This window comes from Corynebacterium kalinowskii (assembly GCF_009734385.1).
Classification (GTDB): Bacteria; Actinomycetota; Actinomycetes; order Mycobacteriales; family Mycobacteriaceae; genus Corynebacterium; species Corynebacterium kalinowskii.
This window is the reverse complement of sequence record NZ_CP046452.1, coordinates 2,209,553-2,224,297: the sequence shown is the minus strand read 5'-3', so window position 1 is coordinate 2,224,297 and position 14,745 is coordinate 2,209,553. Positions and strand designations below refer to the sequence as shown.

Below are 14,745 nucleotides of genomic sequence, written 5' to 3'. Positions count from 1 at the left end.
ATGAGAGCCTTACTGCGGAAATGTAGGTTACTGGGCGAGCATCCGGGCAATGGTTCCGGAAATCGCGGTGATCCAGTGGTAAATGGAAATATAGAACCCTTGGACGCTCATGGGCATGCTGGCGGTCAGCCAACCAATAGGAGAATGATCTGCCATACCGTTTTCTTGCATCCACTGGACGCGTTCCGGGATGGAGGCGAAGCTCTCGGATGAGAAGGCAGCTGCTTCCGAAGAGTTCTGGGCTGAGATTCCGGCAGAGGCAGTGGGAGCGAGGATGAGGGAAAGTGCGATGGTGATTGCGCTAGCGAACTTCTTCATGAAGGTGGTTCCAATCGCTGGTGGACGTGGTGTGCATTTGTATCATCGCAGCGCACTTCGAGCGACGTTACCCGCTAGAGAGAGTCGTTATCACCTAGTAACTTAAGAGCGATCCGCCAAGGTAGGGCGAATTGGGCGGGCAAGCTGGGTCAATTCGCCACGTCCGCGCAGCTCAACCGACTTGAGCACAGTCCAACGCGCTTGCTCGGCTTCGTTAGCACCACGCAGGGTAGACACCGAGGTCAGCACCCGGCCAGGAGCGTCCTTGGCCAGTTCTGTCAGGCGAGCAGCCTGGTTCACAGCGTCGCCAATCACGGTGTATTCAAAACGATCGTGTCCGCCAATGTGACCTGCAACGACGTGGCCGGAAGCCACTCCGATTCCGCAGGCCAGTGGCATATCTTTGAGCTCCGTGCGTAGTTCGCGTGCTGCGGCGAGCGCGAGGCCAGGGGCGTCGGCAAGCGGCAGGGGAGCGCCGAAGATCGCAAGCGCAGCGTCGCCCTGGAACTTGTTGATCACGCCCTTGTTGTTGTGCACCACCGTGACCACCTTTTCAAAGAACTGGTTCAGCGCGGCGACGACTTCTTCCGGGGTGTGGTTCACGGCAAAGGTGGTGGAACCGATGACGTCGACAAAAAGCACAGCTACCATGCGGTCTTCGCCACCAAGCTCCGGTCGCTCCTCCATGGCGCGCCGGGCGACTTCGGTGCCGACGTAGCGGCCGAAGAGATCACGGACGCGCTGGCGCTCGCGCAGCCCGCGCATCATCTCATTGAATCCTGCTTGCAGGACGCCGATTTCGGAGCCGTCGTAGATGTCCACGGCGACGTCAGTCTCCCCGCGACGGACGCGATTGATAGCGTGCTGCAGCTCGTGGATTGGGTCAACCACGCTCATAATCACCAGGGTCTGGGCGGCAAAGCCTGCTAGTAGAGCAGTGACACCAAGGGCGAGGATGGCAGGGAAAAGGTCCACAGCGCTGTCGGTGAAGTACCCGTAGTGATGCCCCAACACTAGGAGGCAAATACCTAGCAAAGGTACTGCTGAGGTCACCAGCCACGTGGCGCGAAGTCGCAGGGTAACCGGGGGTTCCAGGGTCGAATCTTCGAAGCGTTTTGCCAGCGCCTCGGCAGCGGTCGGGCGCACGATTCGCTCCGCCTCGAGGTAGGTAAGCAGCACGATCACAGAGCCACCGAGTAGCGATACCAACCCCAGAACTAGGGCGAGCCGGGAATCGTGTGAAGCGGCCATCGACGTCACGATCACAATGCCAATGAGCCACAGTGTGGCGCACAGCAACGCCTGATACACCGGGATGCGCATCACCAAGTTTCGCACCATATTGGGATCGTGATCCTCCGGGCGATGCTGCCACGCGAGCACCGGCCGGAACAGGACAAACGTGAGGATCGCGCCTACGATCGAACCGACCACCAGGTATCCGATGCCCACCACTGGAAGCGGACCGCTGAAGTCCATGAACGCGTCTTTAGCTGGCATCGGGATCAACCAGTTGAAGAACAACATGGTGGCGATCGCGCCGAGCACGTTCGAAAGGAAAATGGTGGCAGCGTACAGTGGCCACGACGTATGCCATAGCCACTTCACGATCTGCGCAAAACGAGTCATAGTCATTACTTTAACCGCACGCAATATAGGGTGGGTGGGGTGAGCGAAAATTCTGTGTTTGATCGGCTAGCCGGAGCCGGACAACTGCGACGCACGCTTATCGACGCCGCGACCGCCGCGCGCCATATCGCCGCTGGGGCGGGTGCAGAAACCGGGGCAGAGGCCGCGGCTATGACTCACTCCTGGCTTTTTACCGGCCCTCCCGGGTCAGGTCGATCCAATGCGGCCGTCGCCTTCGCCGCAGCGCTCATGTGTACGGCGGAGACCGTGGGGTGCGGTGAGTGTGAGAACTGTAAAGCTGTCCTCGCTGGATCACACCCGGATCTCGTTCATGTGGTGCCCACAGAATTGTCCATCGGTGTGGATCTCATGCGTGACAAGGTCGTAGGTCCCGCGCTCGCGCTTCCCACGCACTCCGAATGGCGGGTGATCATCATCGAAGATGCCGATCGCCTCTCCGATGGTGCGGCGAATGCGTTGCTGAAGACCGTGGAGGAACCCTCACCTCGAACTGTGATCATGTTGTGTGCCCCGTCGACTGATCGCCGGGACATTTCCATCACCCTGCGTTCTCGCTGCCGCCACGTGTATGTGCCCACTCCTACGCTGGAGGAGACGACTCGGATTTTGATGGCAGAAGGCGAGGTTTCTGAGGACGTCGCAAAGCTTGCTGCTGCCGCAACCTCTGGACACATTGGCCGGGCGCGGCACCTTGCGCGCTCCGAGGCCGCTCAGAAGCGGCGTGCACAGGTGCTGCATCTGGCGGAGCTGATCTACCACAAGGAGGCGGCATTTCAGGAGGTCGCTACGCTGGTGAAAACCGTGGAGGACGAGGTTAAAGCGGAGTTTGCGCCGATCGAAGAAGCGGAAATTGATAAGCTGCGCAACACCTTCGGAGCGGGTGTGAAGGGTAAAGGTGCGGCTCGCATGACCAAGGGAATGGAAACCGAGGTCAAGGCTCTGGAAGCTGTGCACAAGAAGCGGCAAACCCGTGCGAAGCGCGACAGCTATGATCTTGCGCTGATTGATCTCGCGGGTCTGTATCGGGATGCATTGATCAAAGCATCGGGGTCAAAGGTCCAAGTCACGCATCCGGATTTTGAGGGGCTGTCGGAGGATTTGGCAGCTAAGAACGATGCTGCCGGGCTCACCGACTGCCTGGAAGCAATCAACAAATGTCGCGAATCCCTGGGGCATAATGTTCGTCCAGTGGTCGCGCTTTCCGGGTTGGTTGGTCGGCTTCGCAAGGCCTGTAAAGTCCAATAACCTGCGATTTCATTTTTCTTTTGCGGGTGCGGTAAGCTTTCCTACCGATGCTCTTATGCGCATCGTGCCGCCTTAGCTCAGTCGGTAGAGCATTTCACTCGTAATGAAAAGGTCAAGAGTTCGATTCTCTTAGGCGGCTCAAACGAATACAGCCCCGTAATCAGATCCATTGGTTGCGGGGCTTTGTGTTTGTGACCGGTGGTTTTTGAGATTTGAGGTGGCTTTGAAAAGCTGGCCAAAAGCGGTAGTGGCCACGATTAACTTATGTGTTGAACAATCCACCCGCAATAATCTAAAGTATCCATTAAGGGACTATTTACCGAAGACTAAGTCTTATATAACGGTTCTCAATATATTATCTATTATTGTAAGACTCATGGAGACCGCAAACGTGGTGCATGCACGTCGCCTCAATGGCAGCCTTCTGGCACTGGCAATCGCCTTCGACTTGCTCTGCGCTGCGATCTTGTGGTTCCTGGGCTTGTACGACCACTCGAAGTTCATTTTCTTCTTCGCCACAGTAGTGCCACTCATTTTGGTCACCCAGTTGAAAGCCACCACGACTCTCTCCGATAGTTCGGTAACGATCGCCGTCAAGTTGATGAGCAGCGAGGAAATCAGTTACTCCCGGATCACTGATGTCCGCGTGGGACCAAGAACTGGGGCTGTGCAAGGCGCGGGAGTACACCTTATTGACGGTGCCTTTGCCTATCTTGTTGGAGGTCGGACCCTTGAGATCCAAACTTTGGCGGGAAGCTATCTGGTTTCGGTAAAGGACCCTGAACGAGTTGCCGTGACGTTGCTGGAGCGGGTGGCGGCTTATCAAAAAGATCATGCACATCGCGCCGCAGAAAAGCCAGTTACGGCGTATCGCAAATCAGGTTTCTAGTCCTTAACCACTAAGGTGGAACCTATGCGTGCATTAGTTACCGGCGGTTCCGGCTTCATTGGTTCACACCTGACCGACTTGCTCATTGAGAAAGGGCACGAGGTCGTTGTCGTGGACAACCTCTCCCGTGGGCGAGTAGCGAACCTGGAACAAGCCCTGGCCACAGGCAAGTGCACCTTTGTTGAAGCGGATATCCTTGAGCTCGACTTCGATGCTTTTCTCGCTGAACACCGCCCTGAGGTGATTTTCCACCTCGCGGCGCAGATCGATGTGCGTCATTCCGTGGAGGATCCGATCCACGACGCCACCACGAACATCATTTCCACTATCCGGATTGCTGAGGCAGCCCGCAAGAACAGTGTCCGCAAGATTGTGTTCACCTCTTCCGGTGGCTCCATTTACGGCACACCGGAGACTTTCCCGGTTGATGAGTCTTTCCCGATTGACCCGCATTCGCCTTATGCTGCGTCCAAGAGTGCGGGCGAGCTGTATCTCAATACTTTCCGTCACCTATATGGCCTGGATTGTTCTCACATCGCGCCGGCGAACGTCTATGGTCCGCGTCAGGATCCGCACGGCGAGGCCGGGGTGGTTGCGATCTTCTCTCAGCGGTTATTGGCAGGGGAGCCAACGCGCGTATTTGGCGATGGTGGAAACACCCGAGACTATGTGTTTGTCGGTGATGTTGTCCGCGCGTTTTACCTGGCTTCGGGATCTGTTGGGGGCGGGATGCGCTTTAATATCGGTACCTCTGTGGAGACCTCGGATCGCCAGTTGCATAAATTGGTAGCGCAGGCTGCTGGTGCCAAGGATGATCCTGAGTTTGCTCCGGCACGGCTGGGTGATGTGCCGCGTTCGGCGCTGGCCTACCAGCGTGCGAAGGACGTGCTTGGGTGGCAGCCCGAAGTCACCATTGAAGAAGGCGTACGCCGCACCGTGGACTACTTCCGCGGATAGTTTCGCCGGAGTCTACGTCCGGCAGCTTTCTTGGCTGCCGGTGAGTTGTTTTCCGCCATTCCAGCGTGGTCTGACCAGCGACAACCTCGCTGGTCTTTTGCATGTGGGGACCGGATCGGTCATCGCGGTTCATTCTGTGGTGTTTGCGACACATAAGGGCGAGGTTGTCCAGGGCGGTGATTTTGCATTGTGACCACGGGATGACGTGGTGGCCTTCGCACTGACCGGCGGATACATCGCAGCCCGGGTACTGGCACACTAACTGCTCGGCGAGCAAAGCGATGCGCTGCTCAAAGGAAGCACTGCGCTGGCCGGTGATCAACTTCTTTACTGTGCCGGAGCGGGAATGGACGACAATGTAGTCGGTGATGTTGTCTCCCCCAAGTGCTGCAATCTCGAACCAGCTGAGGTGGAAACGGGTAGTGGTGGGGAAGCGGGTGGTCGGATCAAAATCATCGATTTCGGTGATGGACACCGCCAGTGATGCGTGACCGGTGCTGTTCACACGATTACTGCTTGCCCATTGGATCACTTCGGCGAAGGCATCGTGTTGGCGTTGGGTGACGGTGCGGTAATCCCCGTCTTCATTAGTGGTGGTGCTGAAGGCTTGATTCATCAGCGCCTCGAGCAGCGCCCCAGTTTCTGGAGTGGTGTAGCCCGAGAACTTGGCGCCACCGTGCTCGTCAGGTGCGCCGAGCGTGAAGCGTCGTTGCACACGAGCCTGCAGCGGATCAGTGGCCAAGCGTTGGTTTTCTTGCACAACGAGCTCGCGAGCGTACTTCCAGGTCTGCTCAGGTGAGGTGGGCCGGTTGTAGCCGAGAACTTCGGTAGCTGCCTGTTGGTAGATCTCTTCGCGGCGTTCGGAGGCTGGGGAAAGTTGGGTCAGGGCGCGAAGAATCTCATCCTGATGGTCGGCGGTAATGTCTTCTTCCCACTGCGCGTCGGCGCGCCTGAGTAGCGCGCGAACATGGCGGGGATTGAGGCCCGCGCGAGTGAGCGCCTGTAGATCCATGTGGCTGGCAAACTCTGTTTCGAGTCGAGCGAGGGTCTCGCGAATAGCATTCAGCTCGCTCATGGCGGCTTCCAATTCGAATGGTTTTGTGGTGTCGATTGTGACGCCTGCATAGGAAAGCCGGCTATGTATTTCGCGGAGTAGTTGCATGGTTCACCCCCTTGAACTGCTTTAATGCTTTTCTTGGCTTCACCATAGCAACAAGGGTGGACCTGAAACCTGCAAAACAGAACACATGTTCGAATAATGGTTTAAAGAAAACCCCAGCAACTACGCCAGGGGTACAAGAAAGTAAAACTACTGAACGGTAGCTGCCAGCTGTTCCGCGATAGCTGCCTCAAAGGTTTCCCACGGTTGTGCGCCGGAGAGGAACTTCGTGCCGATCAGGAACGCCGGGGTGCCGGAGATACCGATGCCGCTGCCATATTGCTGGGCTTGGGCGATTGCTCCGTCGTACTTGGTCGACTGCGAATCAGCCTTGAATTTCTCCATATCGGGTACTCCCGCGGAAGCCGCAAAGCGCTCGAAATCTGCTTGAACAAAACCAGGATGGCCGTTCTTGGTGGCGGCTTCTGCGAACAATGCAGTCTTGAACTCGTGGAACTTGCCTTGCTCTGCGGCTGCGCGTCCGGCCTTGGCACCGGCCATCGCGTTGGCACCGTTGATAGGGAGGTCGTTCCATTCGATGCGGACCAAGCCCTTGTCCACGTATTCCTTCATGATGGACGGCTCAGTTTGGGTATTGTACCGGGCGCAGAATGGGCATTCGAAGTCGGAGAATTCCGAGATCACCAGGGGAGCGTCGACGGCGCCGATGGCGAACGGGTCCTCGGGATTTCGGCGGTGAATCTTCTCGATATCTTCCTGGGACTTCAGCTCGCCCCTGGGGCCCTGGATCAAGGAATCGTAGGTGCCGTCAGGGCGGGCAGTAGCGGCACGCGCACCGGTGCCCGGCTTCACCTTGGCCAAGTTGGCCTTGATTGCGGTAGCAGAGGATGGGTTGTCAGCGATGAACTGATCCTCCGCCTTATTAAAGCCGATCATGTAGCCCGAGAGGCCAGAAATGGCCACAAGCAGGACAGCAATAACGGCGATCAAACCAATGCGGGAACGCGACACTTAACTCAACTCTTCTTCTGGCTTAACAGCATTTTTCAGTGCGATGGCGCGAGCTAGGCGTGCGTAACGCAGTTCTTGCTCACGGAAACGCACGTAGGACGACAGCGTTGTGAACATGAACGCGACCACCAGGGCGTAAAGCAGCAGATCGGTGCCACGATTGACACCCATCCAGTTGGCGACAACGGTCAGGTCGTCGGGACGCAGCACCGCCCAAATGCAGGCGATAACGAACACCATGAAGCCGAGCTTGACGCCAGCTTTGGCGCGGGCCTTGCGACGGTTTCCCAGGAAGTACACGACGAGGAACGCCGTCGCGAGCAGCAGGATGATCTGGATAACTGTGGTCATGGAAGCTTCCTCGCGAGTAGGCCGTCGGCGAGGATGTTCACGCCGTTAATCAGGGACTGGCCCTTGGACATGGAGTATTCGGTGTAAAGAATATCCACGGACTGCTCGGCTACGCGCCAACCCTTTTCGTCCATGATGGAGACAAATTCGGAGGCGTGGCTCATGCCGTTCATGCGGAGGTTCAAATCCATGGCGGCCTTCTTGTTGAAGACGCGTAGACCGTTGTGGGCGTCGGTAAGCCCGAGGCGGCGGGTGCGTGGGGAGAGCATAACCACGGTCTTGAGCACGATGCGCTTGATCAATGGCACCTGGTCGTCCTCTTTGCGAGGGCGGCCGAAGCGGGTGCCCACGATGATGTCGACCGGCTCGGTGCGCAGGCGCTCGAGCATCGCCACGACGTCTTTGACCTGGTGCTGGCCGTCGGCATCGAAGGTGACGAAGTATTCGGCGCCGGGCTGCATGCGGGCATATTCGACGCCGGTTTGGATGGCAGCGCCTTGGCCAAGGTTGACCGGGTGGTTCACCAAATGAGCCCCGGCGGCGTGGATGCGCTCGGCGGAGTCGTCTGCAGATCCGTCGTTGACGGCCACGATGTTCGGAAAGGTTTTGCGCGCGTTTTCGATGACGTCCTGGATCACGGAGCCCTCGTTATAGCACGGAATAACCAGCCAAGTGTCATTGTTTTCCATGATGGCTAGTAGCCTAACGCATCGTGCTACTGACGGTGGAACAACGCTCCGTAGGCCCGCTTCAACGCGGCAGCTGGGAGCACACGGTACGCAGTGCGCGCCCCCAGATTAAATAGCGCGCGCGGCTTGGAAATGAGCCCGTAAGACACCAGATTCCGCTGCATCTGCTTTTCCGCAGCGAACATGCCTTTGCCTGTGCGTCGCTCGAAAACGTCATCGCTGGAGCGGAAATACGTGAGCGGCTCCGGCAGATTATGGAAGCGCGACCCACCCGCCAGCATTCGCGCGTACAGGTCGTAGTCCTCCATATGGTGGACATTTCGGTACCCACCCGCGTCCTTCACCGCAGAGGTGCGCATCATCACGCTCGGGTTGTTGATCGGCGAGTTGATGAGCGCGTATTTTGCCAGCTCGGCGTGGGTTTCAGGAAGCACGCGCTTGCCGACGACCGTCTCCGGCGTACCGTGAAACTCCGCCAGCGCGGTCCCCAGTACATCGATCCCAGGGTTGGCCTCGAAGTACGCCAGCTGCTTTTCAAAACGCTCCGGGAACGCAATGTCATCGGCATCGAGTCGGGCGATGAAATCGGAGTCGATGGCCGTCAAACCTGCTTGGGAGGCAGGGCCGGAACCCATGTTCCGGGCCAACACTATGGTGCGGGCCTCCGGGGTGGCGGCGACGAAGGCGTCGATAAGCGCGCGTAGTTCGTCTCCGATGGGGCCGTCTTCGACGATGACGATGTCGTCCGCACGGCGAGTCTGAGCGAGCAGCGAATCGAGGGTTTGCTGCAGCTCATCGGGCACGATGCGGTGGTAGACGGTGACAAGTACGGAAAGCGTCGGCATGATTCGTATCCTAGTCACGCACTAGGGCCAGCACATGGACAACACTACCGGCCAGCGGGCCGAAGAGCAACGCCGCGCACACGTTTGTGGCCAGAGTAAACGGCAGCAGCAGCATTCCGAACGCCACCGCAGACGCCACCACCCAGCCAAGGACATAGGCGCGGTGCTGCTCGATAGCTAGCGTCGCGGTACCCGTGATCATGAGTGCGCCAGTGCAGGCACTCGCGATGGTGAGCAGCGCCAAGACCAGGCCAGGCACCGCGTAGTCGGAGCCCCACAGCGATTCCATGATCCATGGGCCGAGCAGCCACGCCAGGGCCGCGCCTACAACGCCCAGGCCGAACACCGCTGCGACTGGCTTCATCAAGGTCCCCAGGATCGCATTGCGGTTGGTCACGAAATTGACGATCAGTGCTGACTGAAAACGCTGCAACGGCACCAGGATGGGGGCGCGGGTGAGTGTTACCGCATACATGACGGCGGCCATGGTCACGCCGCCGACCGGGGTGGGATCCTGCGTTGCCTTGATGAAGGTGGGAAAACCCGTGATGAGCAGCGCCGTCGCACCCGTAGCGAGCATCGCAGAAAAGGTGTTTCGCCGGAAGACGTCTTGGGCACAGTCAGTGGCTGCCCGCAGCACGTCCTTGGCCATGAAAAGCACAAGCGACCAGCTCAGCGCGCCAATGACGGTGACCACCAGGAACGCCGGCAAACCCCATCCTGCCCACCATGCAACCAACACCAGCACCAGGCGAATGCCCGAATCCAGCGTCAGTAGCAGGGCAAAGGCCGGCCACTTCTCGGAGCCACTGAGCAGCCCAGACAGCAGAGCCTGGAATACATAGGACACCAAGCCGATGGCTAGCAGAGCAACCGCCAGCGACATGTGCTGGGTAAGCAGCATCGTCCATAGTGGCGAGGAAACTAGCGCGAGGGCGCCCAGAATAATTGCCAACCCGGAAGCGGTACGCCAAGGGTTGGCAGACTGCTCACGAGTTGGCCGTTGCCTAGCGGCAGATACCGACCTGGTGGTTTCTTGCATTAGGCCGTCGATAAGGCCAGTCACTGCGAAGAACAGCCCCCAAAACGCCATGAATTCCTCTACCTCGCCACGCGGCATCGCGTGTGGGGCAATGAAAATGATGGCAAAGCCCGCGAGAGCCGCGAAAATGGTGGCCAGGGAGAGGGATTTCATGTTGAGTTACCTTAGGCGAGAGGGAAGCTGCTACCCAGGAAATGGGGGCAGCTCGCGGGAATCAAGCCAACTGGTCCACAGCTGGTCCACTGCGTGTGCGTCGGCGCAGACGCGAAGTACCTCGCCTCGCAGGTCGTGGGGCTCGACCACGCTATGCCTGCCGAATTCGACATAGTGGTGCACCATGCCGAAGAAGGCGTCATCGCCGAGCAAGGTGCGCAGCGCATGCACCATCAGCGCGCCCCGCTTGTAGACGCGATCGTCGAACATGTCCTTGGGGCCGGGGTCGGCCAGCAGCAAATCTTGCGGCTTGTCCGCCAGAATCTTGTAGTGCTCCGCTGCGGAGGAAGCAGCTGGCCGTCCGGTTGAGTGCTCGAACCAAAGCCATTCTGCGTAGCAGGCAAAACCTTCGTTCAGCCAGATGTCATTCCACTGTGCGAGCCCCATCGAGTTGCCAAACCACTGGTGGGACAACTCGTGCGCGATGAGGCGTTCCCAGCGTGCTTCGCGGGCGTGGTTCGCTCCGAAGATGGAAAGCCCGGCCGCTTCGAGCGGAATCTCCAGGTCATCGGCGGTGACGACGACGGTATAGGAAGAAAACGGGTACTCGCCAAAGAGCTGAACGTAGAGCTCAAGCATCTCAACCTGGTCGCGGAAGGCATTCTCGAACGATGCCTTCACATTCGCAGGCACGTAGCCGATCACTGGAATCGGCCCATCGGAGAGGGTGACCTGGGTGTACTCGCCGATCATGACGGTGGCCAAATAAGTGGCCACCGGGTGTCCGGCATGCCAGTGGAACGTGGTGCGTGAGCCAGAGCGAGAAGTGCCGCGCAGCTCGCCGTTACAGACGGCGGTGAAGGGGTTATCGACGGTGACGTGGAAGTCGTAGGTGGCCTTTTCGTCTGGTGTGTCGTCGCAAGGGAACCAGCTCGGTGCGCCGCAGGGTTGTGAGGCAACCAGGGAGCCAGAGGAAGTCTCCTCCCAACCGATCTCGCCCCACGTAGATTTCAGGGGCTTCGGCGAGCCCGCATACCTAATAACCAGCGTGAATTCCGTGTCGGCGGGGACCTCTTTGGCAAAGGTCAGCCGCAGTTTGTTGCCTGACTGCTTGAAGCGCGCAATGTTAAGTTCGGCGCAGTTCACCTTTGCCACACGCATCGAGTCCACAAGGTCGAGCGTCATCCCGGTCAGTGGCGTGTAATTTTCGACGGCAATGGTCGCGACGGCTGAAAGCCGGTTCGGGATCACGCGATAGTCGAGATCAAGGTCGTAGTGGCTGATGTGGAAGCCGAGATTGAAGTCAACACCCGTGTAGCTATCACGAGTGCCGGGAATTGGGGTTGAGCGAAGGCGATGCGTTGTCATTGTGTTTTTAGATTACTCCACAGCCAGTTGTAGATGAGAGCCTCCACGAAGGCGGTCTGTTCGTTGTCGGCGGCGCCAGCATGTCCGCCCTCGATGTTTTCGTAATAGTCCACCGGCTGTCCCGCGTCCTCCAGGGCGGCGGCGAACAACCGCGCGTGGGCGGGGTGGACGCGGTCGTCTCTGGTGGAGGTAGTCACGAGACAAGGTGGGTAGGGCACGCGCTTATCGACGCCCTCCAGTGGCGACCACTCTTTGATCGAAGAGTCTTCTTCCGGGTTGCCATACTCGGCCATCCACGAGGCTCCGGCACTCATCGTGTGGTAGTTCAGCATGTCGGTGAGCGGAACTTGACTGACCACCGCTCCGAGTAAATGAGGGTATTGCACTAACGCCCCGGCTGTCAGGAGTCCGCCGTTGGATCCGCCACGGATGGCCAGGGATTCCTTGGTGGCGTAGCCCCTTAATACAATGTCCTCAATAACGGCCCTGTGGTCTTCCCACACCTTGTGTCGATTCCCCTTCACCACCTGTGAATGCCACTGCGGGCCGAACTCGCCGCCACCACGTAAATTCGCCTCAACGAACAGGCCGCCCTGTTCCAGCCAGCCGATCCCGCGGAGAGCCGAATAGTAGGGGCGGAGTGAGACTTCGAAACCGCCATAGGCATGCACCAGGCACGGTGCCGGCTGATCCGTGAAGCGGCCAGTGATGAAATAGGGAATCCGGGTGCCGTCGGCTGAGGTGGCCCAGTGCTGGCGCGTTGCCATGTCATCGCTTCGGAACAATTCGGGTGAGTGTTTCACTTCGTGGAGTAACTCGCCGATGTGCCCATGGAGGAGTGTGGTCGGTTGATCGAAGCTAGTGGTGGTCAGCCAGATTTCGTTATCCCGAAGCGGGCTGGTGCCGGTGACCGCGATGGAGGCCAGACCGTCTAGTACGGTGCTGTGCTCGGACCAGCGACCGAGCGGTACGCTGACGATCCGGCTAGCCACGTTGTCCAACAAACTCAGCACTGCGAAGTCCTTGGTAAACGCCAGGCCCTGCAACGACGTTGAATCAGTAGGCAAAAACACCGGTGTGACCGTACGTGAACCGGCCAGGAACTCCTCAAACCCTATGACACCCAGGCCACCAGCCGGGATCCCTGCGAATTCGGTGCGCGGGGCAAGGAACATCCACTCACGGAATGAGGAAAAACCGCAGTCTTCGGGGATATCAATCAGCTGCAGCCCATCCCTATCCAGGTAGGTCTGCGAGCGGTAGAAATCCAGAGAGCGGGTCACAAATGTGCGTTCAAAGCCAGGCATCGAGTCGTGCCAGCCACCGACTGCCACATCGCTGCGCTCGCCCTGAAAATATAAGCTCGCTTCTGCCAGCGACTCGCCACGTCGCCACATGTACACCTGCGCCGGATACCCCGATTCTGTCAGCGAACCCTCGCCCATGTCCGTACCGATCAGCAACGTGTCCCGATCCAGCCAGCTCACATCTGTCTTCGCCTCAGGAATGCGGAATCCACCAGGCACAAACTCGCCAGTGACCAGGTCGAACTCACGGATCTCAGTGGCATCCGCCCCGCCACGAGACAGCTTGATCAACGCGCGATCGTAGAACGGGGAGCGCACATGAGCGCCCTTCCACACCCAATTTTCCTGCTCTGAGGCTGCCAGGGAATCGACGTCGATAAGCGTGCGCCATTTCGTTTCGCCCAAGTAGCTCTCGAGCGTGGTGGTGCGCCACACGCCACGCGGGTGTTCGGCGTCGCGCCAGAAGTTAAACAGCAGCTCGCCACGGCGACGCGGGAGGGGAATGCGATCGTCGGTGTTCAGCGCCGCCAGCATGCGTTCTTGCAATGGCTTATCGACGAACCTTGCAACGGTTACCTCCGAGCGTTTCCGCGCCCAGTCGAGGGCGGCAGGGGATTGGATGCTGCGGAGGTAGTCGTGGGTGGCCATCATGCGCCTAGTCTACCGAGGGCCTAGTTGGCGCTCGGCTCTGGGCAACAGGTCCTACATGCCAAAGGCAACGCGGAAGGTTTCCCACGAGCCGCGCAGGTCTTCCTGCCAGTAGGGCCAAGAGTGGGTGCCTACCGGGCGGAATGCCCAGTCTGCGCCGATGCCTTCGCTATCTAGCTTGGCCTTGAGGTCGTGGGTGCATTTGTTGGTAACAGCTTCGATGCCGCCACCCTCCACTACCAGGATGCCGACGTTGGCGGAGTTGCCCTGGACGCGCTCGCCGGACCACAGGTCATCTTCGCCTGCAAGGCCGGTGGCAGTAGAGATGTACATCGGCGTACCGCGTAGCTTGGAGGCATTTTCGAGGGCGTCGTTGTAGTGCCAGGTTGGGCCACCAAGTGGGCCCCACATGTTTTCCATGAGGATCCCGGCCCGTGCCATGGTGGCGAAAACGCCGACGAATCCGGCATCCTTGCTGGTCTGAGCACAGCCAGAAAAGGAACCTACGGCGTCGTAGAAGCCCGGCTGGTGTTGGGCGTAATTGAGCACGGTGGTCGCGGACATGGACATGCCGAAGATAGCGCGCTGACCATTGGCTCCGAGGTGGGATTCGATGCCCTGTGGCAGTTCCTTGGTCACGAAGGTTTCCCACATTTGCTTGCCACCGAGTCGAGGCTCCTCGGCAACCCAATCAGAGTAGTAGGAGAATGCTCCGGCCATCGGGATGACCAGGTTGACATCTTTTTCGGCGTAGAAATCGAGAATGTCGGTTTGCCCAACCCAGTGGAGCCTGCCCTCGCCGCCGTCGCCACCATTGAGCGCGTAGACAGTAGGGCGGTTCGGGTTTTGCGCTGGGAGTACAACCAGCGGGACCCAGCGATCCATTGACGGCGAGTATGCCCACATTTCTTTGGCGCGTGGGTGTGCGTCAACGGCGGCACGCCAGCGCGGGATTGCCTCGCCCATCGGACCTTCGTGGATCTGGGCTGGGGTAATGCCTGCGGCTACTTCGGCAACAGGGGTGCCGGCTACGGCTGCCGGGGTCAACATGCAGGCAGCTGCACTAATGGTCAATGCAGCAAATAATTTGCGATAAGTCATATTGACTTACGTTAAACGAAAAGCCGCCCGCTACCAACAGGTAGGGGCGAC

The 14,745-nt window shown here is 58.9% G+C and carries 14 protein-coding genes and 1 tRNA gene; 4 read left to right on the top strand and 11 right to left on the bottom strand.

What is annotated here, in order from left to right; all coding sequences use genetic code 11:
- Positions 1-27 precede the first annotated feature (27 nt).
- Together CKALI_RS10650 and CKALI_RS10645 are read right to left on the bottom strand one after the other, a co-directional pair.
- Positions 28-318, bottom strand: a complete 291-nt coding sequence (locus CKALI_RS10650; protein ID WP_156193328.1) for a hypothetical protein — start codon at positions 316-318, stop codon at positions 28-30.
- Positions 319-420: 102 nt separating this feature from the next.
- Complete coding sequence (locus tag CKALI_RS10645) at positions 421-1,947, bottom strand: adenylate/guanylate cyclase domain-containing protein (protein WP_156193327.1); 1,527 nt, start codon at positions 1,945-1,947, stop codon at positions 421-423.
- Positions 1,948-1,986: 39 nt separating this feature from the next.
- On the opposite strand from CKALI_RS10645, the gene CKALI_RS10640 reads away from it, so the two are divergent.
- The 4 genes from CKALI_RS10640 to CKALI_RS10625 all read left to right on the top strand — a co-directional run bounded on the left by CKALI_RS10640 (position 1,987) and on the right by CKALI_RS10625 (position 5,059).
- Positions 1,987-3,213, top strand: coding sequence for a DNA polymerase III subunit delta' (locus CKALI_RS10640; RefSeq protein WP_156193326.1), 1,227 nt, complete (start codon positions 1,987-1,989; stop codon positions 3,211-3,213).
- 66 nt (positions 3,214-3,279) lie between these two features.
- A tRNA-Thr gene (locus CKALI_RS10635) sits at positions 3,280-3,352 on the top strand.
- A 237-nt stretch (positions 3,353-3,589) separates the two neighbouring features.
- Positions 3,590-4,102, top strand: a complete 513-nt coding sequence (locus tag CKALI_RS10630) for a hypothetical protein (RefSeq protein ID WP_156193325.1) — start codon at positions 3,590-3,592, stop codon at positions 4,100-4,102.
- 24 nt (positions 4,103-4,126) lie between these two features.
- Positions 4,127-5,059 (top strand): GDP-mannose 4,6-dehydratase, encoded by a 933-nt coding sequence (locus tag CKALI_RS10625; protein ID WP_156193324.1) that lies wholly within the window; start codon positions 4,127-4,129, stop codon positions 5,057-5,059.
- On the opposite strand, the gene CKALI_RS10620 is transcribed toward CKALI_RS10625, so the two are convergent.
- The 9 genes from CKALI_RS10620 to CKALI_RS10580 form a co-directional block, all read right to left on the bottom strand.
- Positions 5,010-6,134, bottom strand: a complete 1,125-nt coding sequence (locus CKALI_RS10620) for an HNH endonuclease signature motif containing protein (protein ID WP_197079691.1) — start codon at positions 6,132-6,134, stop codon at positions 5,010-5,012. The genes CKALI_RS10625 and CKALI_RS10620 overlap by 50 nt on opposite strands.
- Positions 6,135-6,368: 234 nt before the next feature.
- Positions 6,369-7,115, bottom strand: a complete 747-nt coding sequence (locus CKALI_RS10615) for a DsbA family protein (protein WP_156193779.1) — start codon at positions 7,113-7,115, stop codon at positions 6,369-6,371.
- Positions 7,116-7,190: 75 nt separating this feature from the next.
- Positions 7,191-7,541 (bottom strand): DUF2304 domain-containing protein, encoded by a 351-nt coding sequence (locus CKALI_RS10610; protein WP_156193322.1) that lies wholly within the window; start codon positions 7,539-7,541, stop codon positions 7,191-7,193.
- On the bottom strand, positions 7,538-8,230 hold the full coding sequence (locus CKALI_RS10605; protein ID WP_156193321.1) for a glycosyltransferase family 2 protein: 693 nt from the start codon (positions 8,228-8,230) through the stop codon (positions 7,538-7,540). Before CKALI_RS10605 ends, CKALI_RS10610 begins: the two co-directional genes overlap by 4 nt.
- 26 nt (positions 8,231-8,256) lie before the next feature.
- Complete coding sequence (locus CKALI_RS10600; protein ID WP_156193320.1) at positions 8,257-9,075, bottom strand: glycosyltransferase; 819 nt, start codon at positions 9,073-9,075, stop codon at positions 8,257-8,259.
- A gap of 10 nt (positions 9,076-9,085) precedes the next feature.
- Entirely contained in the window at positions 9,086-10,270 is a 1,185-nt protein-coding gene (locus tag CKALI_RS10595; protein ID WP_156193319.1) for a lipopolysaccharide biosynthesis protein, read from the bottom strand.
- 30 nt (positions 10,271-10,300) lie between these two features.
- On the bottom strand, positions 10,301-11,638 hold the full coding sequence (locus CKALI_RS10590) for a M1 family metallopeptidase (RefSeq protein ID WP_156193318.1): 1,338 nt from the start codon (positions 11,636-11,638) through the stop codon (positions 10,301-10,303).
- Positions 11,635-13,593, bottom strand: coding sequence for a prolyl oligopeptidase family serine peptidase (locus CKALI_RS10585; protein ID WP_156193778.1), 1,959 nt, complete (start codon positions 13,591-13,593; stop codon positions 11,635-11,637). The genes CKALI_RS10590 and CKALI_RS10585 overlap by 4 nt, the downstream gene beginning before the upstream one ends.
- A gap of 54 nt (positions 13,594-13,647) precedes the next feature.
- Entirely contained in the window at positions 13,648-14,694 is a 1,047-nt protein-coding gene (locus tag CKALI_RS10580; protein WP_156193317.1) for an alpha/beta hydrolase, read from the bottom strand.
- Positions 14,695-14,745: the final 51 nt, after the last annotated feature.